The 26,301-nt window shown below is 57.9% G+C and carries 27 protein-coding genes; 11 read left to right on the top strand and 16 right to left on the bottom strand.

The window, feature by feature from the left end:
• Positions 1-72: 72 nt before the first annotated feature.
• Positions 73-1,425, top strand: a complete 1,353-nt coding sequence (locus AC2FI7_RS02910; protein ID WP_029621847.1) for a DEAD/DEAH box helicase — start codon at positions 73-75, stop codon at positions 1,423-1,425.
• Here AC2FI7_RS02910 and AC2FI7_RS02905 read toward each other — a convergent pair.
• The 3 genes from AC2FI7_RS02905 to AC2FI7_RS02895 are packed head-to-tail and all read right to left on the bottom strand — an operon-like array spanning position 1,422 to position 3,444.
• Positions 1,422-2,324: an EamA family transporter gene (locus AC2FI7_RS02905; protein WP_010440406.1), complete on the bottom strand. Its 903-nt coding sequence runs from the start codon at positions 2,322-2,324 to the stop codon at positions 1,422-1,424. The two genes, AC2FI7_RS02910 and AC2FI7_RS02905, sit on opposite strands and share 4 nt — an antisense overlap.
• A gap of 21 nt (positions 2,325-2,345) precedes the next feature.
• Entirely contained in the window at positions 2,346-3,248 is a 903-nt protein-coding gene (locus AC2FI7_RS02900) for a fatty acid desaturase (RefSeq protein WP_010440409.1), read from the bottom strand.
• The gene (locus AC2FI7_RS02895) at positions 3,241-3,444 is read right to left on the bottom strand and encodes a DUF2061 domain-containing protein (RefSeq protein WP_010440411.1); all 204 of its coding nucleotides are present in this window, start codon (positions 3,442-3,444) and stop codon (positions 3,241-3,243) included. The genes AC2FI7_RS02900 and AC2FI7_RS02895 overlap by 8 nt, the downstream gene beginning before the upstream one ends.
• 108 nt (positions 3,445-3,552) lie before the next feature.
• Between AC2FI7_RS02895 and AC2FI7_RS02890 the strand changes: the two genes are divergently transcribed.
• Entirely contained in the window at positions 3,553-4,419 is an 867-nt protein-coding gene (locus AC2FI7_RS02890; RefSeq protein WP_010440414.1) for a helix-turn-helix domain-containing protein, read from the top strand.
• A 76-nt stretch (positions 4,420-4,495) separates the two neighbouring features.
• The gene (locus tag AC2FI7_RS02885) at positions 4,496-4,678 is read left to right on the top strand and encodes a hypothetical protein (RefSeq protein ID WP_010440418.1); all 183 of its coding nucleotides are present in this window, start codon (positions 4,496-4,498) and stop codon (positions 4,676-4,678) included.
• 1 nt (position 4,679) lies between these two features.
• On the opposite strand, the gene AC2FI7_RS02880 is transcribed toward AC2FI7_RS02885, so the two are convergent.
• Genes AC2FI7_RS02880 through bcoG form a run of 3 tightly spaced genes read right to left on the bottom strand, consistent with a single transcriptional unit; the run spans position 4,680 to position 7,857 of the window.
• Positions 4,680-5,441, bottom strand: a complete 762-nt coding sequence (locus tag AC2FI7_RS02880) for an SDR family oxidoreductase (RefSeq protein ID WP_496815183.1) — start codon at positions 5,439-5,441, stop codon at positions 4,680-4,682.
• On the bottom strand, positions 5,423-6,904 hold the full coding sequence (locus AC2FI7_RS02875) for a carnitine 3-dehydrogenase (RefSeq protein WP_496833240.1): 1,482 nt from the start codon (positions 6,902-6,904) through the stop codon (positions 5,423-5,425). Before AC2FI7_RS02875 ends, AC2FI7_RS02880 begins: the two co-directional genes overlap by 19 nt.
• A 29-nt stretch (positions 6,905-6,933) precedes the next feature.
• Positions 6,934-7,857, bottom strand: coding sequence for a 3-dehydrocarnitine:acetyl-CoA trimethylamine transferase BcoG (bcoG, locus tag AC2FI7_RS02870; protein ID WP_010440423.1), 924 nt, complete (start codon positions 7,855-7,857; stop codon positions 6,934-6,936).
• 132 nt (positions 7,858-7,989) lie between these two features.
• On the opposite strand from bcoG, the gene AC2FI7_RS02865 reads away from it, so the two are divergent.
• Complete coding sequence (locus AC2FI7_RS02865; RefSeq protein WP_029621848.1) at positions 7,990-8,976, top strand: GlxA family transcriptional regulator; 987 nt, start codon at positions 7,990-7,992, stop codon at positions 8,974-8,976.
• 77 nt (positions 8,977-9,053) lie between these two features.
• Here the strand turns inward: AC2FI7_RS02865 and AC2FI7_RS02860 are convergent, their stop codons facing one another.
• Genes AC2FI7_RS02860 through AC2FI7_RS02850 form a run of 3 tightly spaced genes read right to left on the bottom strand, consistent with a single transcriptional unit; the run spans position 9,054 to position 12,061 of the window.
• Positions 9,054-10,100 carry an aldo/keto reductase gene (locus tag AC2FI7_RS02860; protein WP_010440427.1) on the bottom strand — a complete coding sequence of 349 codons (1,047 nt, stop codon included), beginning with the start codon at positions 10,098-10,100 and terminating at the stop codon, positions 9,054-9,056.
• Between the two features lie 31 nt (positions 10,101-10,131).
• Positions 10,132-10,590 carry a DNA polymerase III subunit chi gene (locus tag AC2FI7_RS02855; protein WP_010440428.1) on the bottom strand — a complete coding sequence of 153 codons (459 nt, stop codon included), beginning with the start codon at positions 10,588-10,590 and terminating at the stop codon, positions 10,132-10,134.
• A gap of 4 nt (positions 10,591-10,594) precedes the next feature.
• A complete protein-coding gene (locus AC2FI7_RS02850; RefSeq protein WP_010440430.1) occupies positions 10,595-12,061 on the bottom strand; it encodes a leucyl aminopeptidase in 1,467 nt (488 codons plus the stop codon).
• Between the two features lie 219 nt (positions 12,062-12,280).
• Between AC2FI7_RS02850 and lptG the strand changes: the two genes are divergently transcribed.
• From lptG to rsmA, 5 genes are all read left to right on the top strand, one after another.
• Positions 12,281-13,381: an LPS export ABC transporter permease LptG gene (gene lptG, locus AC2FI7_RS02845; protein WP_029621849.1), complete on the top strand. Its 1,101-nt coding sequence runs from the start codon at positions 12,281-12,283 to the stop codon at positions 13,379-13,381.
• Positions 13,381-15,546 carry an LPS-assembly protein LptD gene (locus AC2FI7_RS02840; RefSeq protein WP_010440434.1) on the top strand — a complete coding sequence of 722 codons (2,166 nt, stop codon included), beginning with the start codon at positions 13,381-13,383 and terminating at the stop codon, positions 15,544-15,546. The genes lptG and AC2FI7_RS02840 overlap by 1 nt, the downstream gene beginning before the upstream one ends.
• Positions 15,537-16,790: a peptidylprolyl isomerase gene (locus tag AC2FI7_RS02835; protein ID WP_010440436.1), complete on the top strand. Its 1,254-nt coding sequence runs from the start codon at positions 15,537-15,539 to the stop codon at positions 16,788-16,790. Before AC2FI7_RS02840 ends, AC2FI7_RS02835 begins: the two co-directional genes overlap by 10 nt.
• Positions 16,787-17,752, top strand: a complete 966-nt coding sequence (gene pdxA / locus AC2FI7_RS02830) for a 4-hydroxythreonine-4-phosphate dehydrogenase PdxA (protein ID WP_480872667.1) — start codon at positions 16,787-16,789, stop codon at positions 17,750-17,752. Before AC2FI7_RS02835 ends, pdxA begins: the two co-directional genes overlap by 4 nt.
• An 81-nt stretch (positions 17,753-17,833) precedes the next feature.
• A complete protein-coding gene (rsmA, locus tag AC2FI7_RS02825; protein ID WP_496815176.1) occupies positions 17,834-18,676 on the top strand; it encodes a 16S rRNA (adenine(1518)-N(6)/adenine(1519)-N(6))-dimethyltransferase RsmA in 843 nt (280 codons plus the stop codon).
• Between the two features lie 56 nt (positions 18,677-18,732).
• On the opposite strand, the gene AC2FI7_RS02820 is transcribed toward rsmA, so the two are convergent.
• The 3 genes from AC2FI7_RS02820 to prfA form a co-directional block, all read right to left on the bottom strand.
• Positions 18,733-19,311, bottom strand: a complete 579-nt coding sequence (locus AC2FI7_RS02820) for a DUF4167 domain-containing protein (RefSeq protein WP_010440450.1) — start codon at positions 19,309-19,311, stop codon at positions 18,733-18,735.
• A gap of 228 nt (positions 19,312-19,539) precedes the next feature.
• Entirely contained in the window at positions 19,540-20,397 is an 858-nt protein-coding gene (gene prmC, locus AC2FI7_RS02815) for a peptide chain release factor N(5)-glutamine methyltransferase (protein ID WP_010440453.1), read from the bottom strand.
• Positions 20,394-21,449 (bottom strand): peptide chain release factor 1, encoded by a 1,056-nt coding sequence (gene prfA, locus AC2FI7_RS02810; RefSeq protein WP_010440455.1) that lies wholly within the window; start codon positions 21,447-21,449, stop codon positions 20,394-20,396. Before prfA ends, prmC begins: the two co-directional genes overlap by 4 nt.
• A 62-nt stretch (positions 21,450-21,511) precedes the next feature.
• On the opposite strand from prfA, the gene AC2FI7_RS02805 reads away from it, so the two are divergent.
• Positions 21,512-21,814 carry a hypothetical protein gene (locus tag AC2FI7_RS02805; protein WP_010440458.1) on the top strand — a complete coding sequence of 101 codons (303 nt, stop codon included), beginning with the start codon at positions 21,512-21,514 and terminating at the stop codon, positions 21,812-21,814.
• On the opposite strand, the gene AC2FI7_RS02800 is transcribed toward AC2FI7_RS02805, so the two are convergent.
• The 4 genes from AC2FI7_RS02800 to AC2FI7_RS02785 form a co-directional block, all read right to left on the bottom strand.
• The gene (locus tag AC2FI7_RS02800) at positions 21,740-22,135 is read right to left on the bottom strand and encodes a DUF1499 domain-containing protein (protein WP_496833238.1); all 396 of its coding nucleotides are present in this window, start codon (positions 22,133-22,135) and stop codon (positions 21,740-21,742) included. The genes AC2FI7_RS02805 and AC2FI7_RS02800 overlap by 75 nt on opposite strands.
• 61 nt (positions 22,136-22,196) lie before the next feature.
• Complete coding sequence (speB, locus tag AC2FI7_RS02795; RefSeq protein ID WP_010440465.1) at positions 22,197-23,144, bottom strand: agmatinase; 948 nt, start codon at positions 23,142-23,144, stop codon at positions 22,197-22,199.
• 59 nt (positions 23,145-23,203) lie between these two features.
• Complete coding sequence (speB, locus tag AC2FI7_RS02790) at positions 23,204-24,172, bottom strand: agmatinase (RefSeq protein ID WP_010440467.1); 969 nt, start codon at positions 24,170-24,172, stop codon at positions 23,204-23,206.
• Positions 24,173-24,184: 12 nt separating this feature from the next.
• Positions 24,185-25,348, bottom strand: coding sequence for a M20 aminoacylase family protein (locus tag AC2FI7_RS02785; RefSeq protein ID WP_010440470.1), 1,164 nt, complete (start codon positions 25,346-25,348; stop codon positions 24,185-24,187).
• Positions 25,349-25,414: 66 nt separating this feature from the next.
• On the opposite strand from AC2FI7_RS02785, the gene mazG reads away from it, so the two are divergent.
• A complete protein-coding gene (gene mazG, locus AC2FI7_RS02780) occupies positions 25,415-26,272 on the top strand; it encodes a nucleoside triphosphate pyrophosphohydrolase (protein ID WP_037321041.1) in 858 nt (285 codons plus the stop codon).
• Positions 26,273-26,301: the final 29 nt, after the last annotated feature.

The raw sequence follows: 26,301 nt of genomic DNA, 5'->3' as shown, positions 1-26,301 counted from the left end.
GCGCATGGCCATCCGGGCCCGGCATATTCTGACGCGCGGGCCAGGTCGAGTGTCCGCATGAACCGGACATACATGACAAAATTTAACGAACTGAACCTGAACCCGAAGGTCCTCAAAGCCATTGAGGAAGCCGGATACGAAACTCCGACCCCGATCCAGGAAGGCGCAATTCCAGCCGCACTGGAAGGGCGCGATGTTCTTGGGATCGCCCAGACTGGCACCGGCAAAACCGCCAGCTTCACCCTGCCGATGATCACTCTGTTGGCCCGTGGGCGTGCCCGCGCACGTATGCCTCGCTCGCTAGTGCTGTGCCCGACTCGGGAACTGGCGGCACAGGTGGCCGAAAATTTCGACACCTACGCCAAGCACCTTAAGCTGACCAAAGCACTGCTGATCGGTGGCGTTTCGTTCAAGGAACAAGATGCCCTGATCGATCGCGGTGTTGACGTGTTGATCGCCACTCCGGGCCGTCTGCTGGATCATTTCGAGCGTGGCAAACTGTTGCTGACCGGCGTGCAGATCATGGTGGTGGACGAAGCCGACCGGATGCTCGATATGGGTTTCATCCCTGATATCGAACGCATCTTTTCACTAACGCCATTTACCCGCCAGACCCTGTTCTTCTCGGCCACCATGGCGCCCGAGATCGAACGGATCACCGACACGTTCCTTTCTGCACCGACCCGGGTCGAAGTTGCGCGTCAGGCCACTGCCTCGGAAACCATCGAACAGGGAGTGGTGATGTTCAAAGGCGGTCGCCGGGATCGTGAGGCCAGCCAGAAACGCAAAACCCTGCGCGCTCTGATCGATTCCGAAGGTGAAAAGTGCACCAACGCTATTATCTTCTGCAACCGCAAAACAGATGTAGATATTTGCGCCAAATCGCTGAAGAAATACGGCTATAACGCTGCCGCGATCCATGGTGATCTAGACCAGTCGCAGCGAATGAAAACACTGGACGGGTTCCGCGATGGATCGTTGCGGTTGCTTGTTGCATCAGACGTCGCGGCGCGGGGCCTGGATATCCCCTCGGTCAGCCATGTGTTCAACTTCGACGTTCCCGGCCATGCCGAGGATTACGTCCACCGCATCGGCCGCACTGGTCGCGCCGGGCGCGAAGGCAAGGCAATCACGATTTGCTCGGGCCGCGATGAAAAGGCTCTGGCCGCGATTGAAAGCCTGATCCAAAAAGACATTCCGCGCATCGACAATCCGGTTAAGGCCGATGAGCCGAAGCCAGACGCGCCGAAGCCCGAGAAAAAGGCCAAAACCTCGGAAAGCAAGAAAAGCGAAAGCCGTAAAGAGCGTGAGCCGAAATCCCGTGGCCGTAGTCGTCGCGAAGATGGCGGGCCAGCAGTTGTGGGCATGGGCGATCACCTACCCAGCTTTATTGCGCTCAGCTTTGATGAGCGTCGCGCTGGCTAGATCGTCAGCACAAGCGCCAGTATCGACAGGCCAAGTAATGTCATCCCGGCGACCTCTCGCCGGGTAATGGTTTCGCGGAAAAACAGCAGCGATGCGAACAGGCTGAGGATCAGTTCGATCTGACCCAGCGCCTTCACATAGGCCGCGTTCTGTAGTGTAAATGCAAAGAACCAGCAGAACGAACCGCATAGGCTGGTCAGACCTACGAAGATCCCGGTCTGACGGGTTTCCCACACTGCGCGCAGCTCGGCCCGGTCTCGCCACAGCAGCCATAGCCACATGCTGAGGAACTGGAACGTGACCACCGCAGCCAGCGTCACCAGTGCCCGGAACCACGCGTCGATATCGCCCAGTTGCAGTGAAGCACCACGATAGCTGACAGAGGAAAAGGCGAACAATACGCCTGAGCCCAGACCAAGGCGCGAGGCTTTGTTTGTTAGATGTTGCCACCAAGCCCCGGTGCCTCCGGGTGTTTTTGACAGCAGCAGAACGGCCAGCAATCCAAGCAGAATTGCTCCAAGCGCCCCGGTTGACACCTGATCGCCGAGGATGAGGAACCCAACGATAGCGGTTTGAATAACCTCGGTTTTCTTGAACGTAATCCCAACTGCAAAGTTACGCTGCTTGAACAGCGCCACCACGCAGATCGTGGCCAATATCTGCGAGGTCCCGCCGATTACCGCAAAGATCCAGAACTTCGTCGTCAACGCTGGTAATTCGTACCCTGTCGCGCCCAAGGCTATAATAAGCCCCAGCAAGGCCAACGGCATCGAATAGGCAAATCGTGCAAATGTCGCCCCGGCAGCCGTAAGTTTCGCACTGCTCAGCGATTTCTGCAGCATGAACCGCACCGTCTGGAACGATGCGGCTGCGATGGTGACGGGAATCCATAAACTCATGGTTTCCCTTCTGTCGTTAAATCAAGGCTTTGGCCAGAGCGGATGCGCCACCGGATCCTTGGCGCGCCAGAAATATTCCCGAAATATCTGCGCATATGAACGGTATACATAGGCCTCGTTACAAGCCAGATAGCGCTCTTTTCCTGCACGGTAGAGTGTCGGCAAACGGTACCACGGCGCGGCTGGATTCATATGATGGACGACGTGCAGATTGTTGTTAAGAAACAGAAATGCAAGGATGCCACGGTCTTCAACAATCACGGTCCGGGCACGGGATTTCTCATGGGCGCGATGCTCCAGGAATGTGCGAATCTTGACCAGACCCAGCCCGATATATGCAGATAAGGCAAAGGCCCAAATCGGCATTTGCGAAAGTGCGGCGATCCAAAGCACCGCAGCAACGCCGGGCAAATGTAGCGCCCATGCCAACAGAATCTCCCGATCCCCGCGCAATGCACCTCGTATTTCATCCCTCAGGAACGCAATCTGCCCAATTGCAGGCCCCAGAACCATCCGCCCAAGCAGAGTATTGTTCACCTGATACATCCTCCTCTGCCAACCGGCCAGAGACGCCCAGACCTGCGGGTCAAGATAGTTGGTCTCAGGGTCATCGTAAGGATCGGTCAGGTTCGCATCACAGTGATGCGCCAGATGCAGGTCCCGAAACCGATTGTATGGAATGAACAAGGTCAGCGGCAGTGCCATCAGCGCCTCATTTAGCCATTTCTGGCGAAAGGGATGCCCGTGCAGCGCCTCATGGGTCAGCGAGGAATGCAAAGCGGCCACCAGCCCCATGACTGGGATTGCCAGCCAAAGGGACATATCAGCCAGCCAGAAGATCACGCCAAGCCAAATGGAATAACACGCGAGGATCAGGGCGAATGTCGCCCACTCAGGCGATTTGGGTGTGGTGGGATCAGCCATTGCGGCCCCACGAAATCCCGGCCCAGACGCGTTCGTAAATCACGTACATCGTCAGACCAATGGCCGTATTGACCAGGGCAACCATTCCCCCAAGCGCTGCCGAGCCTGTAGCGATCAAACCAACCAGCGTCATCATCGCGAGTCCCATCGCATTCCACACCAGCGCTTTCACGACCGACCTGCGTCGCGTTTCCATTCCAGACCCCATTCTTGTTTTTGTAACACCAGCGTTACAGACACATCCAAGGGTCGGGAATTCTGAATATGATTAACAATTCACAACATAGCTGATATTAATCACCACATGATTGAAAAAATCGACAAACGGGATCGTGCCTCGCAGTTCCGGCAGCGCCTGGCCAGGGCGATGCAAGATCGCGACGTCAGTCAGAGTGCGCTGGCACGTAGCATCGGTGTTGATCGATCAACTGTCTCACAATTGCTGACCGGAGCAGGCGCACGCCTGCCTAATGCGCATGTGGTTGGTAGCTGCGCCTCGGCGCTCGGGGTATCCGCCGACTGGTTGTTGGGCCTCTCCAACCGACCTGAAAGCGCTGCGGAATTGCTGGCCAGCTCCCTTACGCTGACTGAGGCCGCGCGAGCGCTTGTAGATGAGCGAATCTTTGAATGGCACCAAGAAGCCGCCGGCTACAAAATACGTTATGTCCCCGCCACCCTGCCCGACATGCTCAAGACCCGTGCAGTTTTGGAATGGGAATACGCTCCGCATTTGGGCCGTACTGCGGATCAAGCCATTGGCGCTTCGGCGGACCGGCTGGCCTGGATGCGTAGCGCACAGTCCGATTATGAAATTGCGATGCCGCTTTATGAGCTCCACAGCTTTGCTCATGCCACCGGATACTACGAGGGGCTGCCCCTGCAGGTCCGGCTGGATCAGATCGACCATCTGCTAAGCCTATGCAAACAGCTCTACCCCCGCCTTCGCATCTATCTATTTGATGCCAAACGGCTTTACTCTGCACCGGTCACTATATTCGGTCCGCTTCTATGTGTATTCTATGCTGGAAGCCACTATATGGCCTTCCGCGACCGCGACCGGATTGAGGTGTTCACTCTTCATTTCGATCGGCTTGTGCGCGAGGCGGAGATGACCGCCCGTGATTTCCCAACGCATTTGCAGCAATTGCGTGCCGAAATTACACAGACATGACCTGAGGGATATCTTGTTGTATAGTCACTTGGCGCGAACCCATAGACATTCCGATCTGAGATGGAGGATGACGGGAATGGACGCACTCAAAACCGCAGAATACGCACGTGCCCTTTACACGGCTCATGGAGATCGGGCCGAGGCCGAAGCTGCGCAGAAAATGCGCGAAAGCCAAGCCGCCGGAAACCAGCAGGAGGCGCAGGACTGGAAAGCCGTCCGCAGCGCCATCCGCCAGATCCGCGGCCCCAATCAGGGCTGATCTACAGTTTCGGGTCAGGATTGACTGTATGACCATCCACCGCGATCACCTGACCCGACACCAGCCGCGCCGCATCTGACGCCAAAAATACAGCCATGTTTGCAATGTCCCGCCCCTCGACGAAGCGGCCCATGGACGTGCCCGAGGCGTAACCGTTGTAAACCTGATCCCGGGTCATGCCCTTTGCAACGGCTTCGCGTTGCAGCACGCCCTCCATGCGTGGTCCTTCTACTGAACCGGGGCAGATTACATTACATCGGATTCCGTGCGGCCCCAATTCCATCGCCAGCGTTTTGCCCAAGCCCACCATGCCCCATTTCGCCGCCGCATAAGGTGCGCGGTTGGGATAGCCGTATTGGCCTGCAGTCGAAGACGTGATTAGGATCGCACCACTCCTCTGCCGCTTCATTATTGGAGCAGCATATTTGGAACACAAAAACGCCCCTTCCAGATTTACTGAAAGGCAAGAACGCCAATCAGTTAGAGGCACATCCTCAACCGCAGCGGTCGGCCCGGCGACCCCTGCATTCGCGCACAGCACGTCGAGCCCACCCCACGCGGCCTCAACTTCTTTGAATGTAGATGAAACAGCGGTTTCATCCGAAACGTCCAATAGGCTTTGCTTCCAGTCTGATGGGCATTCTGCCAGCGCATCTGCGTCAATATCCGCCACCCAGACCTGCGCCCCGGCAGCATCAAACGCTTCCGCCATCGCGCGACCGACACCCGAGGCGCCGGCAGTAATCAGAACCCGGCTGGACATGCAGGCTTGCGGATCGCAGCGCCCGCACCTTCCGGATAAGGCAATCCGGCCTGCGCCTCAGCAATCCGCGCCATTGCGGCCTCGATTTCGGGTGATGGCGGGCTGGGGCGGCGGGTTTCAAGGCTGACATGCAGCAAAAAGCTTTCGCCCGTGGCCAACAACGTCTCACCTTCGTACATGCTGTGGAAGACATGCAGCTTTTTGCCCTGCCCCAACAGCATCTGTGTACGGCACTCGATCCGCGAACCGGCATGGGTCTCTTGCATATAACGGATGTGGTTCTCAGCGGTGAAATAGCTGCCGCCAGTCGAGATATACTCCATGTCGCAGCCAATTATCTCCATGAACCGATCCGTGGCGGCTGCAAAAGCTTCAAGGTATTTGGCCTCGTTCATATGGCCGTTGTAGTCCGTCCAATCCAGCGGCACGGCGCGCGATAGCGTCAGAATGGGCTGGCTCAGATCCGCTTGATCCAGGGTCGGCAAGGCTCCCGGTTTCAGCGCAGCGTCATGTTGGTTCAACACCGCCCCGGCCCCGTAGTTCTGCGCCTTCAACGCCCGCATCATGCCCACAAGGTTGTTGTCGCGAATGCGCTCCAACTCACGGATTGAGTGCATGCCCGATTGTGCATCCGACTGATCCGCGATCATGTCGACCAATTCATCGGTGAACTCGGGTACATCCATCAGCTTGGTCCAGGGCCATTTCAGCGCCGGGCCGAACTGCGCCATGAAATGCCGCATCCCGGCTTCGCCCCCGGCCACGCGATAGGTTTCGAACAGCCCCATCTGCGCCCAGCGGATGCCAAACCCCATACGGATGGCTTCGTCGATCTCCTCGGTTGTTGCGATACCGTCCTTGACCAGCCACAGCGCCTCGCGCCAGACGGCCTCAAGGAAACGGTCCGCGATATGCGCGTCGATCTCTTTTTTGACGTGCAACGGAAAGAACCCGACCGAGGTCAGCAGTTCCTTCGCCTTCGCGACCATCTCAGGTGTATTTTTGTCAGTCGGCACAAGTTCGATCAACGGCAACAGATAAACCGGGTTGAATGGATGCGTGACCACGATTTGCTCGGGCCGCGACGCACCTTCCTGCAGCTCAGACGGTTTGAATCCGCTGGTCGAAGACCCAATGATGGCACCGGGGTCACATGCCTCCTGCAGGCTTTTGTAGACCTTCAGTTTCAGGTCGAGCCGCTCCGGCACGCTTTCCTGAATCCATATGGCGCCGTCTACGGCGTCACCAATCTCATCATGAAAACTCAGCGCCCCCTCCGGCGGCAGGGGCACATCGCTCAGGCCCGGCAGAGAGCGGCGTGCATTGTCCAGCACCTCGCCAATCTTGCGTTCCGCCTCTGGATCCGGATCAAACACCCGAACATTCCAGCCATTCAGGAGAAACCGCGCAGCCCATCCGCCGCCGATCACACCGCCACCAATGATTGCAGCAATCTTTTTCATATCGCTTGACCTTACTCGTAGTGCGGGCCTCAGCCCGCCACTCCTGCCGGTGCCCGCTTGACCAGACCCAGTTTCTCACGCACTTCCTGCGGCCCGATCACGCGCGCACCCATGTTTTCGATGATGCTGCCCGCACGCTCGACCAACTGCCAGTTCTCGGCCAATACACCCTTCTCGAGCCACAGATTGTCCTCTAACCCGACACGCACATTGCCACCCGCCAGAACTGAGGCCGCCACATAGGCCATCTCATTTCGGCCCAGCGAAAACGCACTGAAAGTCCAGTCATCGGGTACGTTGTTTACCATCGCCATGAAGGTGTTCAGATCATCCGGCGCGCCCCAGGGCACACCCATGCACAGTTGCACCAGCGCATTCGGTTCCAGAACACCCTCTTTCACCAGTTGTTTGGCAAACCACAGATGACCGGTATCAAAGGCCTCGATCTCGGGCTTCACACCCAGATCGGTCATCATCTGTCCCATCGCGCGCAAGGCGCCGGGGGTATTGGTCATCACATAGTCGGCTTCGGCAAAGTTCATCGTGCCGCAGTCTAAGGTGCAGATTTCCGGCAAGCACTCGGCCACGTGTGCCACACGCTCAGTGACACCAACCAGATCGGTTCCGGCCTCCGCCAATGGCAGCGGATTTTCGATCCCGCCGAACACCATGTCCCCGCCCATGCCAGCCGTCAGGTTCAGCACTGCATCAACCTCAGCATCACGTATACGGTCCGTCACCTCACGATACAGCGCCAGATCGCGCGACGGTGCACCCGTCTCAGGATCGCGCACATGGCAGTGCACCACCGCCGCACCGGCCTTGGCTGCAGCAATCGCACTGTCGGCGATTTGCTTGGGTGAGCGCGGGACATGAGGGCTGCGATCCTGGGTTCCGCCCGACCCAGTCACGGCACATGTGATAAAGACTTCGCGGTTCATTTCCAAAGGCATGGCGTTTTCCCCAGCTTATACCCGGTTTTACCGTGGGTTTTCCCCAGGTTTCTCCCCGGATTCCGATTTGCGTCAACGCCAACTCTGGCGCAGCCTTGGGGAATCCACTTGGCAGAATGCGAATCAGACTTGATGAAATCCGCAAAAAACATACTCCAGCCTGAACATCGTGCCCTGAAAACGGCGGTGCTGGTGATGGACGAATGCAACACGCTCAGCTTTGCTGCTGCGGTCGACCCGATGCGCGCAGCCAATCGGTTGGCAGACCGGCCCGCTTTTGACTGGGACTACGTCACCGCCACTGCTGAGCCCGCCATGTTGACGAGCGCTCTGAATGTACAAGGCATCCCATTGGCACGCCTGCAAGGCTGCGATCTAATGATTGTCGTCGCGGGTTTCCAGCTTGCGCGCCAGGCAACGCCCAGCTTGCTTGCCGGTCTTCGCCGGATCGCCGCCACTGGCGCCACAATGGCCGGGATAGATGGCGGCCCCTGGTTGCTGGCAGAAGCTGGACTGCTGGATGGTCACGCTGCGACGACGCATTGGGAGGACTTGGAGAATTTTTCCGCCCGCTTCCCCAATGTCGATGTACGCCCCGACCGGTTCACCGTGTCCGAAAACCGCCTGACCTCGGGCGGTGCTGTCCCGGCGATCGATATGATGCTGCACATCATCGCCGCCCGCCATGGTGCAGGATTTGCAGCCCGGGTCTCGGGCCTGTTCCTCTACGAAGGCACATCCGAACCCTCAAAGCCGCAAAGCCGCACCGGTGCACCGCATCGCCATACTGCCCTGACTGCCAAGGCGAACTCGCTCATGGAATCATCCCTAGATGAACCCTTGCCACTGGCACATATCGCCGACACGCTCGGCACCAGCACGCGCACCTTACAGCAACAGTTCCGCCTGCGTCTCAACACAACTCCGCAAGACCACTACCTGCAATTGCGCCTCGCCGAGGCCCGCCGTCTGGTCACCGACACCGACATACCCTTGATGGATGTGGCCCTGGCAACAGGCTTCGCCTCGCAATCCAGCTTCGCCCGCGCCTTCCGTACCGCGCACGGTCTTTCGGCCCGCGACCTAAGACAAGACCGTACGCAACCCACCCATCACTGACGCGATCCAACTTCATCTGGCCAGAAATACCTCGGGGGAGTCGCCAATGGCGACGGGGGCAGAGCCCCCCTTGCCCTTCAATACGGCATGGGGAAAGCCCGATGCGCTGCACTGATCTCGACCAACACCTCTGGGGACAGCTTCAGATCCTTGCCCGCCAGAATATGTTCTAACTGCGCCACTGTCGTCGCGCCGAATATTGTCGATCCCATAAACGGCCGGCTGCAACACCAGGCCAGGGACATATGGATCGGGTCCAACCCGTGTCGCTGCGCGATATCCAGATAAGCCGCCACAGCATCGAACACGCGATCCGTTTTGCGTCCGCCCATATTGGGGACCAACGCCATGCGTGATCCCTCGGGCACGGCACCCCCTTGATATTTTCCGGTCAGGAAACCTGCCGCCAAGGGCGAAAATGACAGCAACCCAACATCTTCCAGCAGGCACAGTTCAGCCAAATCCGTATCGAACAACCGGCAGAGCAAAGAGTACTCGTTCTGGATCGACGCAACCCGAGGGCCGCCGACTTCATCGGACGCTCGCAACCATTGCGCCGTCCCCCATGCGCTCTCGTTCGACAGACCAAAGGCGCGGATATTGCCCTTGTCCACCTGCGCTTGCAGAGCAATCAGACTCTCGCGCATCTCGTCCACGATCTCATCCCGGTTGTGCCCCAAGGGCGCATAGTCCCAGTTCTGCCGGAACATGTAACTTCCGCGATTTGGCCAATGAAACTGATAGAGGTCGATGCAATCCGTCTGCAACCTGCGCAGTGAGCCTTCAATCGCCTCGGGAATGGTCTCTTTCGAGATCGGAGCCCCATTGCGCGCATGCACGAAGCCTTCGCCAGAATGCTTTGTGGCAAGCACATAGTCCCCACGCCGCGAGCGATTTGCGGCATTCCAGTTGCCCAGTATTTCCTCGGTCCGTCCGACTGTCTCTTTCGAAATCGGATTCACCGGATACATCTCTGCCGCGTCTACGAAGTTGATCCCACCCGCAAGCGCCGTATCCATCTGGCGGTGCGCTTCGGCTTCCGAGGTCTGAGTACCAAAGGTCATCGTGCCGAGACATAAATCCGACACCATGATCCCGGTACGGCCCAAAGGCTTCATATCCATTTAAAATCTCCTAAAATAAATAAGCGACCGATCAAGCCTCGGCCTTCTTCTCCCATCGTCCGGATTCCTCGGACCAATATTGTGCCGAACACCCCGCCCCAGTCAGGGCTTTCCACTGTCCTCGCGCATGTTGAACTGCCTCCGGGTTATTTCCGTCAAACAAGATACAGACCCGCTCCAAGGCCGATACTTCGTCTGCCTCAACCGGCGCGCCGTCGACGGCCATTACGCAAGTCGCGCCATTAGCGGCCTCTGGTCCGGTCGTCAGCAGAACCGGCTGCGCTGCGTCATGCGCGCCGCCTTCGCGGGCATGTGGCAGGAATCCCTCTTCGGGACCCAGCCATAGTTTTTCATCCAGCCAGTCCATGCGCGCAGGGTCCACCCCCCGCACGGCAATCCGCCACCCGGCCTGCCGTGCCTTGTCGAGCAGTACAGGCAATGTGTGCTCCAATGGCTGACGGGTCAGGTGGTAGAAATAGACGGCACCCATGCGCTTACTCGAAATTGTCCTGCACGAACCGGCTTAGCGCGCGGACGCCCCAGCCGGTGGCCCCTTTGGGCGCGTAAGACGTCTCGGAGGACACCGAGGCCACACCAGCGATATCGAGGTGAATCCAAGGTGTCTCTTCCTTGACAAAGCGCTGCAGGAATTGCGCTGCGGTGATCGAACCGGCTGGCCGTCCCCCTACGTTCTTCATATCCGCAATGCGTGATTTTAGCTGCTTGTCATAGCCTTCGCCCAAGGGCAGCCGCCATGCGCCCTCATCCTCGGCCTTGGCCGATTTCAGGAAGGCATCGCAGAATGTGTCATTGTTTGAGAACACACCGGCATTCTCATGCCCAAGGCCAATGATGACCGCGCCTGTCAGTGTGGCCAGATCAATCATGCCCACCGGTTGGAACCGATCCTGTGCGTACCACATGACGTCGCACAGAACCAAACGACCCTCTGCGTCGGTGTTGATGATCTCAACAGTGTCGCCTTTCATCGATTTGACGACATCACCGGGGCGTGAAGCATTGCCCGACGGCATGTTCTCGACCAACCCGACCAGCCCAACGACATTGGCCTTGGCCTTGCGCTTGGCCAGCGCACGCATGGTTCCGGCAACAACACCCGCGCCGCCCATGTCCATGGTCATGTCTTCCATGCCACCCGCGGGCTTCAGCGAGATACCCCCGGTATCGAACACAACACCCTTGCCGACCAAGGCCAGCGGCGCGTCATCCTTTTCACCACCATCCCACTGCATCACCACAACTTTCGAGGGAGTGACTGAGCCCTGCCCGACGCTCAGCAGCGTGCGCATGCCCAGTTCGGCCAACTTGTCTTCTTCCAGAACCTCGACCTTCAGGCCCAGCGATTCCATCTCGACCAACCTGTCCGCGAATTCGGTTGTCGTCAGCACATTTGCGGGTTCATTTGTCAGATCCCGTGTCATGCGCACCCCATCCGCGACGGCATAGAGCGGCGCAAATGTGGCCTCGGCCTCCTCGGGCTTTGAATGACCGATGACAATCTCGCCCAACGGATCAGATTCCTTGGTTTTGTGGACATCAAAATCGTAGGCCCTCAGAACCATGCCCAAAGCCAACTCTTCGATTCGCGCGTGGTTGGCGGCCATGACCAGCACAGATTTACCAGCAGATAGCTTTGCCAGATTAGCCCCGGCCTTTCGTGCTTCGTCGAAATCGGGTCGGCGCGGCAGGACCAAAATATCCAGCGCCTCGGCCTCCATTCCTGCCGGCCATGCGAGCGAGATTACATCACCCGATTTCACTTTGCTGAAACGCTCGCTTTCTACCAGCCGCGCAATTCCACCTTTGGTCAAGCGATTGGCCCGTCGCGCGGCGGGGCTCATCTTGCCATCGGCGGGAATGAGAATGGCCACGCGCCCTTCGGCCTGCGCCATCGCATCAAGGTCAAAAGGGGTGAAACGGACGGGCATGAGACTGCTCATATCATTCTCCTGAAAAATGCGTTGCATAAGACCTAGCCCGCGCAGCCACCATTGACCAGATAGCAGTTTTCCCCGCCGACCAATTGCATTATGGTCGCGCGAAAATAACGGCAGGCTCGGGGGAGATAACGTGAGATCAATCGGCAGCTACAGGCCGTCGCGCATGAATCCATGCCCGGCTGTGATTCTCGTTTGCCGGAGCCTGATGGGGACACGCGCGTGATCCTCGACCGCTATTTTGCCCGCCGCTTTATCCAAAGCTTTCTCATAATCGGCGGAATATTTCTGACTTTGATGATCCTGATCGATCTGATCGAGCAGGTGCGCCGGTTCGATGGTACTGGCCTGTCCTTCGGTCAGCTATTGCAGTTGACGCTTCTCAACACGCCCGCCGCGATTAGCGAGATGCTACCCCTTTTGATGATCTTGGCCACTATTGCTTTGTTCGTTGGCCTTGCCCGCAGTTCCGAATTGGTCGTGACCCGAGCCATCGGCCGGTCTGGAATCCGCGCGCTACTGGCCCCGGTATTGCTGGCGTTGACAATTGGAACACTCGCGGTTGCTTTGCTGAACCCAATTGCCGCCGCCACTTCAGAAGAATTTCAGCGTCTGTCGGATGGATACCGAAACCAAGGCAGTTCGGCCCTTTCGATCAGCCGCGAAGGGCTATGGCTGCGCCAGGGTTCAGCCAATGGCCAGTCGGTGATCCACGCAACGGGCACGGTCAACGGAGACAGGTTCGCCTTGAAAGACGTAACCATCACCACATTCGCACCCGACGGTAAACCGAACCAACAAATTTCAGCCCAACAGGCCGATCTTGAGGATGGGTTCTGGACCCTGCATCAGGCCAAGATCTGGCCTATTCAGGATGACCTCAACCCCGAAGCAAATTCCAGCACGCACGAGGTACTGAACCTCCCAACAACGCTGACACGAGATCGGATTCTGGACACTTTAGGACAGCAGGATTCGGTATCCGTCTACGACCTGCCGCAATTGATCCGAGATCTGGAAGAGGCCGGATTTTCCACCAAACAGTATGAAGTCTGGTTGCAGGTACAACTTGCGCGGCCGTTGTTTCTGGTCTCAATGGTCTTGATCGGTGCGGCCTTTACAATGCGCCATGTCCGGTTTGGTGGCACGGGTGTTGCTGTACTAACTGCCGTTTTGCTGGGGTTCGGCATTTATTTCATTCGAAACTTTGCGCAAATTCTTGGCGAGAACGGACAATTGCCGATCCTTGTTGCGGCCTGGGCTCCACCTTTTGCGGGTATCCTTTTGTCACTGGGTCTTTTGCTTCATGCGGAGGACGGCTGATGCGCCCTATCCTCTCCTTACTACTTTCGACCGCATTGATCCTGTCCCTGCCTACTGTTGCTATGGCACAGTCGGAAGTGCCAGGCGCCACCAACGACACCGGTGCGACTCAGCAAAATCAACCAGCCCTACTTGTGGCCGATGAGATTTTCATCACCCCGGACCGCAAACTGGTCGCCGAAGGAAATGTCGAAGCTTTTCAGGGCGACGTGAAACTCACAGCCCAAAGCGTCACCTATGATCGTGAAACAGGTGAGCTGACTCTGGTCGGCCCGATCCGGATCGATCAAGGTGGGGACAGCACATTGCTGGCCGATTCTGCACAATTGGATAGCGGCATCCAGAATGGCCTGTTGATGGGCGCGCGTATGGTATTTGAGCAGCAGGTTCAGATCGCTTCGGTCCAAGCTACCCGTGCGGCGGGGCGATACACACAGTTCAGCAAAGTGGCGGCAACCTCATGTCATGTCTGCGCAAACGGCACCCCACCGATCTGGCAAATTCGCGCACGCAAAGTCACGCATGATCAGCTCGAAAGGCAGCTGTATTTCGAAGGCGCCCAGTTCCGCATTCTGGATGTACCTGTCTTTTATTTCCCTACCCTGCGCCTGCCCGATCCAACTCTCGAACGCGCGACAGGTTTCCTGGTGCCATCAATCCGCACGACCTCACAGTTGGATACTGGCATACAGGTCCCTTATTTCTTCAAGATCGGGGATCACAAAGACCTGACGCTGACGCCCTATCTGTCATCCAAAACCCGCACCCTCGGATTTCGGTACAGACAGGCGTTCAAATTCGGTCGCATCCGATTAAGAGGCGCCTATACGCGAGACGATCTTCGACCTGGCAAAGATCGCGGGTACCTCTTTGCAGATGGTCGCTTCAGCCTGGGAAACAGCTATCGACTGACGTTTGACATCAAAACAACCTCGGACGACTCGTATCTGGCCGACTATGGCCTGCCCGATTTTGATCGCCTCCGCAGCGAGATCGCCCTTGAAAGGATAAAACGCGACACTGCATTCAGGACCGGCTTCATCCACTATAAGACTCTGCGGGATAGCGAAGATCAGGACGAGATCCCATCGCGTATCTTCGACCTTAACTATCGAAAACGTTTATTTCCCAAAGCCCTCGGAGGCGAAGTTCAACTGGCCTTTCTTGGCCACACTCACACTCGCACCAGCGATGAGGATATTGTTGGGCGCGATGTCGCCCGCGCGACTTTTGACGCAGAATGGCTGCGCAACTGGACTTTCGCAACCGGGCTACGTGCCGAGGCCCAGTTGGGCGCGGCGATTGACACGTTCAACATCAGAAATGACAGCAGTTATCCGAACAATGTGACGCGCTCGACGCCGCGCGCGGCCTTTACTTTGCGCTACCCAATGTTGCGACGCGAGCAATCTGGCGCGACGCAAATCCTAGAACCTATTGCACAAATCGGCTGGACACATGTTTCAGATAACGATGTGCCCAACGACGAAAGCACATTTCAAGAGCTCGATCAGGGCAATCTGCTGGCACTTTCGCGATTTCCTGCGCCTGACCGGCGTGAAGATGGCACAACCGCCGTGGTTGGCTTGAATTGGTCCCGCTACAACGCTGATGGTTGGCGTGCGCTCGCAACAATTGGGCAAGTTTTTCGGTCTGACGCCGATCCGGATTTCACGCTGACATCAGGATTGCAGGGGACCAAATCGGACATTCTTTTGGCCGGTCAACTTAACAATGGCAAAGGTTTGACACTGGCGGCACGTGGACTGCTGAATAATGACTTCAGTTTTACGAAAGCTGAGTTGCGCGCAGCGTGGGTCAAAGGAGATACGGCACTATCTGGCGGCTATATCTGGCTGGAACCGGACCCGGCTGAAGCTAATAATGACGAAATATCAGAGCTGCGCGTATCGGGTCGCTATCGCGTGGATCAGAACTGGCTGACCCGCGCCAGCGCGCGCTATGATTTCAGCGAATCTGAGCCACTCCGCCTGGGGTTTGGTTTGACCTACGAGAATGAGTGCGTGCAGGTGAATGTGAACGTCAACAGACGCTTTACCTCCACATCAAGTATTGAGCCTTCGACGGAATTCGGCTTTACCGTAGCCCTGACAGGGTACTCCGTCGAAGGCAATGGACAAAAGTTTAAGAGAAGATGCAGTTGATCTCAGGTTTCACAAAATCTCTTCGCTCAGGCTATCGTAATTCGGTCCTGCTGGTGTTGGCCGCCGCGTTTGTTGCCCTGGCGACACCCCCGGCCCAGAGTCAAAGCCTTTTCTCTCCTGCAATCCGGGTCAATCAAGACATTGTCACTTGGTATGAACTGCAACAGCGCCAACAGTTTCTGGATCTTCTGGGTATCCCCGGCAGTTCCGAAACAGAAGTCCGCAATGCACTTATCGATGACAGGCTGCGTAAACAGGCCATGCGTGATGCCGGGATACAGGCGACGCCAGAAGATGTTCAATCTGGAATTGATGAATTCGCCTCACGCGGCAACCTGAGCACGGACGAGTTTCTAAGACTACTGAACGAAGAGGGAGTTTCCACGGAAACCGTACGGGATTTCGTGGCCGACCAATTATCCTGGCGGGATTATGTCGCCACTCGCTTTTTGTCGCAGGCCCGGCCAAGCGAGGATGAAATCAATCGCGCACTGGGACAGGGCGGCGGCGGCGGCTTGCAGGTTTTATTGTCAGAAATCATCATTCCAGTAACCCCGCAAACACTGGCTCAAGCTGAGGCTCTGGCCGACGAAATTGCATTGCTCCCTGATCAGGAGAGCTTTTCGGCCGCCGCAACACAGTACTCAGCAGCGGCTACACGTGAAAATGGCGGGCGGCTCGAATGGCTTTCGATCACAAATCTGCCACCCGCTCTGCAGCCGGTCATCCTGGGCCTGAAAAACGGCGAGATTACCGATCCGCTTGCTCTGCCAAACGCTGTGGCGCTATTCCAGATGAGGGGTATCCGTGAAACAGCGGGCAGCGCGCCGCGATATTCCGAAATCGACTACGCCATCTATTCCCTCCCAGGTGGCCGCAATACAGATACGCTCGCAAAAGCCACCAAACTCAAGGAAGAGGTCGACACCTGCGATGATCTCTATGGATTGGCCAAGGGTCAGTCGCCGGATATTCTTGATCGTATCACCGCTAAACCGTCCGAGATACCACGCGATGTCGCATTGGAACTGGCCAAACTTGATCCAAATGAGGTTTCAACTGCACTGACACGAAACAACGGTCAGACGCTGATGTTCCTGATGCTGTGCAACAGAACCCGCGATCTGGGTGAAGAAACGACCCGAGTGGACGTAGCCAACGCGCTGACACAACAACGCTTGCAGGCTCTTGCTGACAGCCTGCTGGAACAGCTCCGAGCCGAAGCCGTCATCATCGAGCAATGACACCACCTATCGCACTCAGCTGCGGCGAACCTGCAGGAATAGGCCCCGAGATCGCGGCCAAAGCCTGGCAATCATTGCGCGATGAATGCCCGTTCTTCTATATCGGCGATGCCTCGCACCTCCCGGCAGGCACTCCGATCACTCGGATATCCGACCCAGCAGAAGCCCTTGCAGCAAGCGCCACTGCCCTGCCCGTTCTGCATGTCGAGTTTTCGTCTATAAATACACCCGGACATCCCGAAGCCAAAAATGCGCCCGCTGTCGTTGATGCTATTGAACGGGGTGTCGAGTTGGTCCAATCCGGTGCAGCATCGGCGCTTTGTACAGCACCGATCCACAAGAAGGCACTGATCGATGGGGCTGGATTTGCATTTCCGGGACATACCGAATTCCTAGCCTCACTGGCAGGACAGTCGCGCGTCGTGATGATGCTCGCGAGCGATCAGTTGCGGGTGGTACCAGCCACCATCCATATTCCGCTATCGCAAGTCACAAGCGCGCTCACTCCAGAAGTTTTGCGTGAAACGATCGAGATCACCGCACGGGGTTTGCGCGACCAGTTTGGCATCCCCAATCCTAGAATCGCCGTGGCTGGATTGAATCCCCACGCGGGCGAAGAGGGAAAGATGGGGACTGAGGAGCTCGACTGGATCGCGCCGCTGATCACCGATTTCTCCTCCAGTGATTATTCGGTGACCGGCCCGCACCCCGCCGATACCATGTTCCACGCCGCGGCACGTGCGCGCTACGATGCGGCGATAGCGATGTATCACGACCAGGCGCTGATCCCGATCAAAACGCTGGATTTCGACCGAGGTGTAAACGTGACGCTGGGCCTGCCCTTTGTCAGGACCTCGCCGGATCACGGCACGGCCTTGGACATTGCAGGCCAAGGGATCGCAAACCCAACCAGCCTGATCGAAGCACTCAGACTGGCCCAGAAGATGGCGCAATCCCGCTAATGCTTCATCTGGCCAAAAATATCCCCGCCGGAGGCAAAAAATATCTGGCGCACCAAATCCAATCCGAACAACGATAAAGCCATGAGCGCCATCGACTCCCTCCCCCCGCTGCGCGAGGTTATCGCCACCCATCAGCTCTCGGCCCGCAAATCGCTGGGTCAGAACTTCCTGCTCGACCTCAACCTGACCGCCAAGATCGCGCGGCAAGCCGGGGACCTGACTCAATGCGATGTCCTTGAAATCGGCCCCGGCCCCGGTGGTCTGACCCGTGGGCTGCTGTCCGAGGGCGCGCGCAAGGTCGTGGCCGTTGAAAAAGACACCCGCTGCATCGCAGCCTTGAACGATATTGCCGCCGCTTATCCCGGCAGGCTCGAGGTCATCAACGGTGATGCGCTGGAAATCGATCCATTGGCCCATCTGACGCCTCCGATTCGCGTGGCCGCGAACCTACCTTATAATGTCGGGACCGAGCTTCTGGTCCGCTGGCTCACCCCGCCCGACTGGCCGCCTTTCTGGCAAAGCCTGACCCTTATGTTCCAGCGCGAAGTGGCCGAGCGGATCGTGGCCCAACCCGGCAGCAAGGCCTATGGCCGCCTTGCCATCCTCGCCCAATGGCGGGCCGAAGCGCGCATCGCGATGTCCCTGCCGCCTGGAGCGTTCACACCTCCACCGAAGGTCTCCAGCGCGGTGGTTCACCTGACAGCGTTGCCCGAGCCCCGGTATCCAGCGGACGCCCGCACCCTGTCCCGTGTGGTCGCTGCGGCCTTCAATCAACGTCGCAAGATGCTGCGTGCCTCGCTCAAAGGTACGGCCCCGGATATCGAAGACCGCCTGCTTGCCGCTGGTATCAAACCCACTGAGCGCGCCGAGCAGATTCCACTGGAAGCTTTCTGTGCCTTGGCTCGCGAAATTCAGAAACCCTGATCGCAATAAAAAGCCCCGGGTCAAAACCTCGGGGCTTTTGTCGGCGTGAGCCGATCTTATTCGGCCGCTTCTGGTGCGTCGCCTGTATCGGCGGGCGTATCCTCAGCTGCAGGCGGTGCTTTGGGCTTGCGCGCCCGCGGTTTACGCGCCGGCTTTTCCTTCTTCTCCTGAGCCGGAGCTTCGGCACCTTTGCTTTCGGGTGTCTCGACCAACCCGCTTTCAGGTGTCGGTTCGGCCGAGGCGAAATCCATCACATCAGGTTGCGGAGCTTCGGCGGGGTCCGCCTGACGAGCCGCTTCGCGCTCCTGACGTTCGGCACGCTCACGGTCACGTTCAGCTTGCCGTTCGCGGTTCTGGCGCTCTTGCTCTTCGCGGCGCGCTTCGATCTCGCGCTGCGCCTCGCTCAGCATGCGCAGGTAATGCTCGGCGTGTTGCTGAAAGTTCTCAGCCGCCACACGGTCATTCGACAGCTGTGCGTCGCGCGCCAGTTGGTTGTATTTGTCAATGATCTGCTGCGGTGTGCCACGCACTTTGCCCTCAGGACCCGAGCTGTCGAAAACTCGGTTTACGACGTTGCCGCCAGAAGGACGATTGCGGTTGTTCTTGGCCCGCGAGCGGGATTTGGAAGATCTCATCTTACTTTACGTCAGCCTTATCAATTCACTGTCGATCAACCCGTATCTAACGCTGCTCAGTGGCTTTGTGCCGTTACGCGCTATCGACTTTTTGGGCTTGGCGTCAGGGGTGCGCTGAAACAGCGTCAACCTCGCCGACTAATCCTGAGTAAACATGTCCTGAGCGCTCAGACAAGAGGATTCTCGCAATTGTCGCAGCTTTTTTACATCAATCGGCATTTTTCAGCTTCAGATTCCCCTGGATGGTGGCATTCTTGCCCCTACAACCCGGTCACGCCCGTCCAGGTCAGGGATCACCTGCGTGCGCGTCAGTCCGGCGGCATCAAATAACGCTGAGACATAAGTGCCTTGTGTTGGACCGATTTCTACCAAAATACGCCCGCCAGGCATCAGATAATCTGGGGCCGAGGCCGCTATACGACGGTACGCGTCCAATCCGTCGCCCTCATCCGTCAAAGCCATGCGCGGCTCATGCTCACGTACTTCCGGCGAAAGTTCATTCATTTCTTCCGCCGAAATATAGGGCGGATTCGAAACAATCAGGTCAAATTGCCCCTGAATGTTTTCAAACCAATCCGACCGCCGAATCTCCAAACGCGCCTGAACTTGATGCTGAACAGCATTGGCGCTGGCCTGCAGGCATGCCGCTTCGCTCAAATCCACCCCGACGCCCGAGGCGCTCGCCCGTTCAGCTAGCAAGGTAATCAAGATACAGCCCGTGCCCAAGCCCAGGTCCAGAACATGATCGAACGGTTCACTTAGAGCTGCTTCGATCAAAGCTTCGGTTTCTGGACGAGGGTCAAGTACATCACGGCTGACCCGGAACCGACGACCATAGAATTCGCGCTCGCCCAGAAGGTGCGACACCGGCACCCGGATGGCACGAAGAGAAATCAACTGGTCATAGCGCTCTGCGATATCAACGGGCAGTTCCTCGGGTGCGATCAGCGTCACACGGCTGGCCTCGATCCGTGCCGCATGGGCCAGCAGCACCCGCGCATCCCGTGCCGGATCGGGCACCCCTGCCGCGCGCAAACGCGCGGTGGCCGCTACCATGGCCTGCGCAGCTGTCAGTGCCGCAATCATTGCGCCATCTCGGCCAGCAGCCGGGCCTGATCATCTGCGGTGAGCGCATCAATCACCTCATCCAGATCGCCCTGCATCACCTGATCCAGCTTATAGAGCGTCAGGTTGATGCGGTGATCCGTCATACGACCCTGTGGGAAATTATAAGTCCTGATCCGTTCCGACCGGTCACCCGAGCCCACTTGGCTGGCGCGATCCGCTGACCGCTCACTGTCGATCCGCTGCCGCTCCAGATCGTAAAGGCGCGTTTTCAGCACCTGCATCGCAATCTCACGGTTGCGATGTTGCGATTTCTCAGAGCTGGTCACCACGATACCGCTGGGCAGGTGCGTGATCCGCACCGCCGAATCCGTCGTATTAACGTGCTGCCCACCCGCGCCGGAACTGCGCATCGTGTCGATGCGGATGTCATTCGCGTCGATCTGGATGTCTACATCCTCAGCCTCGGGCAAAACCGCGACGGTCGCTGCCGAAGTGTGAATACGCCCGCCGCTTTCGGTTTCGGGCACACGCTGTACCCGATGCACGCCAGATTCATATTTCATCCGCGCAAAGACGTTGTCGCCCTTGATATGAGCCACTACTTCTTTGATCCCGCCGAGATCCGAGGCCTGTTCCTCGATGATTTCAAACTGCCAGCCACGCGCCTCGGAGTATCGCTGGTACATCCGCAGCAGGTCTCCGGCGAACAGAGCCGCCTCATCGCCACCTGTACCGGGCCGTATCTCCAGCATCGCCGGGCGCGCATCCGCCGCGTCTTTGGGCAATAATGCCAGCTGCAAGGCATGTTCGGCCTCGGGGATTCGCGCCTGCAGTTCGGGAATTTCCTCCTCGGCCAGCTCTTTCATGTCTGGGTCGGCCAGCATCGCTTCGGCCTCGGCCAAATCGGAGACCAACAAACGCCATGACATGATCTGATCAACCACCGGCTTGAGGTCCGAGTATTCTTTAGCCAAGGCCGCAATATCTCCGCCCGATGCGCCATCAGCCATGGCCGCTTCGAGATATTGGAATCGCTGGGTGATCTGTTCTAGGCGTTCTTCGGGGATCATCCGCGCGGTGTCTATCATCCGGGGGCTTTGGTCAAGGCCTTGCCTTGTGCTAGGCTTAGCGCATGAAACAACTGATCCTGGCCCTGACACTTGTTGCAACTCCTGGTATGGCCGACGTTATTGGCCCCGGGGGCAAGGTGCAGGACTGCTATTGCACCGACAAATCAGGCACCCGCGTCGAATTGGGAGAGATGATCTGCCTGCAGGTCGACGGCCGCATGTTCATGGCCCAATGCCAGATGTCGTTGAACGTGCCCATGTGGCGTGAGGTGCAGGAGGGGTGTTTGTCGTCAGGGTTGCAGCAAAGCAAGCCAGTGGGTGACCCGCTGTCGATTGACGCCGAAATCTTTCCGACCAAATCTTGAGCGCGCATAGATGCGCAGCTTATCCCCGTCATGCTGAACGGTGGTGTAGTCGGGAAACCCGAATACCCTGGAACGGATGACATAAGTTATCATTCCCTCTTCGATCGAACCTGCCAGCACGGTCGTGCACGGCGTCGAGCGGGCGATATGATCGAGTTGCTCCATCGCTTCCGGGGCTGCCTCAACGACCCGCACTACGCCGTTCCTAAAATCTCGATCCAATCCTTCGGGGGCAACATGCCAGCGCGTTGGGTCAGACGGCGCAAGGCGAACATATGCACCCATCGCAATGCCCACCGAAATCAACAGCCAAAGCACCATTTTCATCTGCCCTTCGATCCCTTTGCGCAAAGCCTACCCGGTCCGAGGGCGACCAACACCCCTATCGTGGCGTCACGCCCGGCAGAATGCACAGCATCTCGAACAGCAGATTTGCTGCCGTCAGCGCCGTATTGCCCGACGGATCATAGGGCGGAGAGACCTCGACCAGATCGCAGCCAACCACGTTCATGCCCGCCAGCGCATGGATCAGTTGCAGCGCCTGTGGCGTCGTCAGACCCGCGATCTCGGGCGTGCCGGTGCCGGGCGCATAAGCCGGGTCGAGGCTGTCGATATCGTAGGTGATATAAACCGGATGATCCTCGACCGTCTTGCGGATAAGTGAGCCGATTTCGGTCAGGTTCTGTTGCCACAGCTCCCACGCCGGGTACTGGCGAAAGCCCCAGCCCTGCGCCTCGGTAAAGTCGCTGGCGGCATAGCCCGAGCCGCGAATGCCGATCTGGAAGGTCTTGTCGGGCACGATCAACCCTTCCTCGTAGGCTCGTCGAAAGACGGTGCCATGGGTCTCTTTCTCGCCAAACATCTCGTCATTGACATCAGCATGGGCATCCACATGGACCAGAGCCACTGGACCATGCTTGGCCGCCATCGCCCGCAGGATCGGCAAAGTGATCGAATGATCACCTCCCATTGCCACCGGGATGACGCCTTGCGCCAGAATGCCGTCATAGCTGCCCTTGATGATCTTAAGACTATCAGCCAGCGAGAAGGTGTTGATCGCCAAATCTCCAATATCCGCGATCTGCAGATGTTCGAACGGTGCCGCGCCATTGGCCATGTTATAGGGCCGTATCATCGCACTTTCGCTGCGGATCTGCTTGGGTCCGAACCGAGTGCCCGACCGCCAAGAAGTGCCGATATCCATCGGAACCCCGAGGATCGCCACGTCCAGCCCTTCAAGCGACGACGCCTGCGGCAGGCGCATGAATGTATTCGGCCCCGAAAACCGCGCCAGATCATTGCCTCCAATGGGTTGGTTATATTCGGTCATGTACTGTCTCCGATCCGGTGCCTTACCAAGCAGATACCGGGATTATGCCTAACCAAAGGTTAAGGCTTCACCAGCTTGTTCCACCCCAACAGGCAAATGATCTGCGTCGCCACATGGGCCCCCGCAATCGCCGTTGCACCGGAGGTATCGTATGGCGGAGAGACCTCGACCACATCGCCACCTTTGATGTTGATCCCGGCAATGTCCCGCAGGATGATTTGCGCCTGAATGGAGCTCAGCCCACCCCAGACCGGTGTCCCGGTGCCCGGGGCAAAAGCCGGGTCCAGACCGTCTATGTCAAAGCTCAGATAAACGGGTCTGTCGCCCAATATCCCTTTGATCTTCTGCGCCACAGCGGCGGGTCCGGATTCGTAAACCTCGCGCGCATCGATGATGTTGACGCCTAGCGTGTCCTCATTTGTGGTGCGTATCCCCACCTGAACCGAATGTTTCGGGTCCACGATCCCCGATTTCACGGCCTTGTAGAACATCGTCCCGTGATCCACGCGGGACATATCATCATCGGCCCAGGTGTCCGTATGCGCATCGAATTGCAGCAGCGACATCGGCCCATATTTCTCGGCATAAGCTTTGAGGATCGGGAAGCTGACATAATGATCCCCGCCCAGCGTGACCGAAGCGACATCGGCCTTCAGAATGGTACGGATGTGGTCGGTCAGCGTGTCAGGAAAAGCCGGGATATTGGCATAGTCATAGGCCATGTCGCCATAATCCACGATGGCCAGCTCACTCAGAGCATCAAAAGGCCAGCCATAAGGCGCATCAGGCGATTGCAACGCACTGGCCTCGCGGATCGCACGAGGGCCGAGCCGGGTTCCCGGGCGGTTGGTGACGGCCTGATCGAAAGGCACGCCTGTTACAGCGATATCTGCCCCGGTCAGGTCTTTGGTATAAAGCCGCCGCAGGAATGAGGTCGCGCCGCCAAAGGTGTTCTCATAGGACAGCCCCTTGAGATCGGGGTTGGTGAACGCCTCATCCACCTGGTTCTTTGCATCTTCCAGTGCCATGTCTTTTCCCTGTCAGCCCAACGGCTGTGCCTTTTCGACGATCCGCGCAAAGAAGGACGCTCCGATCGGCGCGACGTCGTCATTGAAGTTGTATTTCGGATGGTGCAGTCCTGCGCCCTCTCCTTGTCCCATGAACAGATAAGCACCGGGTCGGGCCTGCAGCATATATGAAAAATCCTCTGCCCCCATCTCGCGTCCAGCATTATCCTTCACACTTTCCGCACCGGAAACATCCCGCGCCACTTCGGCCGCAAACGCGGCCTTGTCGGCATCATTGATGGTGGCAGGATAACCCTCTTGATACTCCAGTTTGGCCTCAACACCGTACGAGGCCGCCTGCCCTGCCACAATCTGCGCCATCCGTTCTTTGACCATTTTCTGCACTACAGGATCAAAGGTGCGGACAGTGCCGTTCAAATAAGCGGTGTCGGGAATGACATTGTTCACCGTTCCGGTGTGAATCTGCGTCACCGATACCACCAGATCGTCAAGCGCATAGTGATTGCGACTGACAATTGTCTGGATTGCCTGCGCCATCCCGCAGGCCGCCATCACCGGGTCTTTCGTTTCGTGTGGCATGGCCCCGTGGCCGCCAACACCTTGAATATGAATCTCAAACGTATCCACCGCCGCCATCAAAGGCCCCGGCGTGGTTTCGAACAGACCCTCAGGCCGACCCGGAGTATTGTGGATGCCATAGACCTGAGAGATATCGAACCGATCCATAATGCCTTCTTCGACCATGACGCCCGCGCCGCCACCTTCTTCCTCGGCGGGCTGAAAGATCAGCGCAACGCGACCCGCAAAATTCCGCGTCTCAGCCAGATAGCGCGCTGCTCCTAACAGCATGGTGGTATGCCCGTCATGACCGCACGCATGCATCATGCCGGGGTTCTTCGAGACGTAGTCAACGCCCGTCTCCTCGGTAATCGGCAGCGCATCCATATCGGCACGCAGACCAATCGTCGGACCCTCGCCCTGCCCATTGATGATCGCGACCATGCCTGTTTTGGCGATCCCTTCGTGCAGTTCATCCACGCCAAACTCGCGCAGACGCTCGGCCACGAATGCAGCGGTCTCATAGCATTCGAATTCCAGTTCGGGGATGGTGTGAAGGTGTTGGCGCCACTTGGCCATATCGGCGGCGTAATCGGCAATTCGGTTGACGACGGGCATCTGGGGTGGACTCCTGATCCTGACTGCGGGATGGATGCATCTGACACCGGAACGAAAGGGTTCGCAATGGCCGAAAATCCTCTGATCCACGATACCGATGCGGGTATCGAGCGTTTGCTGGAAATCATGCGTCGTCTGCGCGATCCGGAAACCGGCTGCCCTTGGGATATCGAACAGGATTTCGCCACCATCGCGCCCTATACGATTGAAGAAGCCTATGAGGTCGCTGATGCCATCGAACGCAAGGCCTATGACGAGTTGAAAGGGGAGCTGGGTGACCTGCTGTTCCAATCCGTCTTCCACGCGCAAATGGCTGAAGAGGCTGGGCATTTCACCTTTCAGGACGTAGTGCGCACCATGTCGGACAAGATGGTTGACCGCCACCCGCATGTGTTCGGTGACGAATCCCGTGACAAGTCCGCCGACCAACAGACGAAGGATTGGGAGACCATCAAAGCCGCCGAACGCGCGGGCAAAGAACAGAAAGGCGCACTGGACGGCGTCGCCGCCAACCTGCCTGCTTTGCTACGTGCGCATAAACTGCAGAAACGTGCCGCGCGTGTGGGCTTTGACTGGCCCGACGCCAGCCATGTGCTGGCAAAGATCACCGAAGAGGCCGCCGAACTGGAAGAGGCGCGCGACAGCATGGATGCCGATGCGCTGGAAGATGAATTCGGTGATCTGCTGTTCGTTATCGTCAACCTCGGCCGCCACTTAGGCATCGAACCCGAGGCTGCCCTGCGCCGCACAAACGCGAAGTTTACCCGCCGTTTCGAGAAGGTCGAAGCCCGGCTGGCTAAACGCGGAAAAACGCCCACCCAAAGCGATCTGGCCGAAATGGATGCGCTGTGGGATGAGGTGAAATTCGAGGAGCACCGCGCCAATGGCAAACTCCCGCCGGTGAATGCTCCGGCAGACACGTAATTCGGCTAGACAAGTCCCGCGACACTTGC

The organism is Ruegeria sp. YTSA064 (genome assembly GCF_059610325.1).
Note: the sequence above shows the minus strand (reverse complement) of the source record. Positions and strands in the feature narration are given on the sequence as shown.

Coding starts and splice junctions, on each gene's coding strand:
- AC2FI7_RS02910 (WP_029621847.1), top strand. CDS start 73: ATGACAAAATTTAACGAACTGAACCTGAACCCGAAGGTCCTCAAAGCC.
- AC2FI7_RS02905 (WP_010440406.1), bottom strand. CDS start 2,324: ATGAGTTTATGGATTCCCGTCACCATCGCAGCCGCATCGTTCCAGACG.
- AC2FI7_RS02900 (WP_010440409.1), bottom strand. CDS start 3,248: ATGGCTGATCCCACCACACCCAAATCGCCTGAGTGGGCGACATTCGCC.
- AC2FI7_RS02895 (WP_010440411.1), bottom strand. CDS start 3,444: ATGGAAACGCGACGCAGGTCGGTCGTGAAAGCGCTGGTGTGGAATGCG.
- AC2FI7_RS02890 (WP_010440414.1), top strand. CDS start 3,553: ATGATTGAAAAAATCGACAAACGGGATCGTGCCTCGCAGTTCCGGCAG.
- AC2FI7_RS02885 (WP_010440418.1), top strand. CDS start 4,496: ATGGACGCACTCAAAACCGCAGAATACGCACGTGCCCTTTACACGGCT.
- AC2FI7_RS02880 (WP_496815183.1), bottom strand. CDS start 5,441: ATGTCCAGCCGGGTTCTGATTACTGCCGGCGCCTCGGGTGTCGGTCGC.
- AC2FI7_RS02875 (WP_496833240.1), bottom strand. CDS start 6,904: ATGAAAAAGATTGCTGCAATCATTGGTGGCGGTGTGATCGGCGGCGGA.
- bcoG (WP_010440423.1), bottom strand. CDS start 7,857: ATGCCTTTGGAAATGAACCGCGAAGTCTTTATCACATGTGCCGTGACT.
- AC2FI7_RS02865 (WP_029621848.1), top strand. CDS start 7,990: ATGAAATCCGCAAAAAACATACTCCAGCCTGAACATCGTGCCCTGAAA.
- AC2FI7_RS02860 (WP_010440427.1), bottom strand. CDS start 10,100: ATGGATATGAAGCCTTTGGGCCGTACCGGGATCATGGTGTCGGATTTA.
- AC2FI7_RS02855 (WP_010440428.1), bottom strand. CDS start 10,590: ATGGGTGCCGTCTATTTCTACCACCTGACCCGTCAGCCATTGGAGCAC.
- AC2FI7_RS02850 (WP_010440430.1), bottom strand. CDS start 12,061: ATGAGCAGTCTCATGCCCGTCCGTTTCACCCCTTTTGACCTTGATGCG.
- AC2FI7_RS02840 (WP_010440434.1), top strand. CDS start 13,381: ATGCGCCCTATCCTCTCCTTACTACTTTCGACCGCATTGATCCTGTCC.
- AC2FI7_RS02835 (WP_010440436.1), top strand. CDS start 15,537: ATGCAGTTGATCTCAGGTTTCACAAAATCTCTTCGCTCAGGCTATCGT.
- pdxA (WP_480872667.1), top strand. CDS start 16,787: ATGACACCACCTATCGCACTCAGCTGCGGCGAACCTGCAGGAATAGGC.
- rsmA (WP_496815176.1), top strand. CDS start 17,834: ATGAGCGCCATCGACTCCCTCCCCCCGCTGCGCGAGGTTATCGCCACC.
- AC2FI7_RS02820 (WP_010440450.1), bottom strand. CDS start 19,311: ATGAGATCTTCCAAATCCCGCTCGCGGGCCAAGAACAACCGCAATCGT.
- prmC (WP_010440453.1), bottom strand. CDS start 20,397: ATGATTGCGGCACTGACAGCTGCGCAGGCCATGGTAGCGGCCACCGCG.
- prfA (WP_010440455.1), bottom strand. CDS start 21,449: ATGATCCCCGAAGAACGCCTAGAACAGATCACCCAGCGATTCCAATAT.
- AC2FI7_RS02805 (WP_010440458.1), top strand. CDS start 21,512: ATGAAACAACTGATCCTGGCCCTGACACTTGTTGCAACTCCTGGTATG.
- AC2FI7_RS02800 (WP_496833238.1), bottom strand. CDS start 22,135: ATGGTGCTTTGGCTGTTGATTTCGGTGGGCATTGCGATGGGTGCATAT.
- speB (WP_010440465.1), bottom strand. CDS start 23,144: ATGACCGAATATAACCAACCCATTGGAGGCAATGATCTGGCGCGGTTT.
- speB (WP_010440467.1), bottom strand. CDS start 24,172: ATGGCACTGGAAGATGCAAAGAACCAGGTGGATGAGGCGTTCACCAAC.
- AC2FI7_RS02785 (WP_010440470.1), bottom strand. CDS start 25,348: ATGCCCGTCGTCAACCGAATTGCCGATTACGCCGCCGATATGGCCAAG.
- mazG (WP_037321041.1), top strand. CDS start 25,415: ATGGCCGAAAATCCTCTGATCCACGATACCGATGCGGGTATCGAGCGT.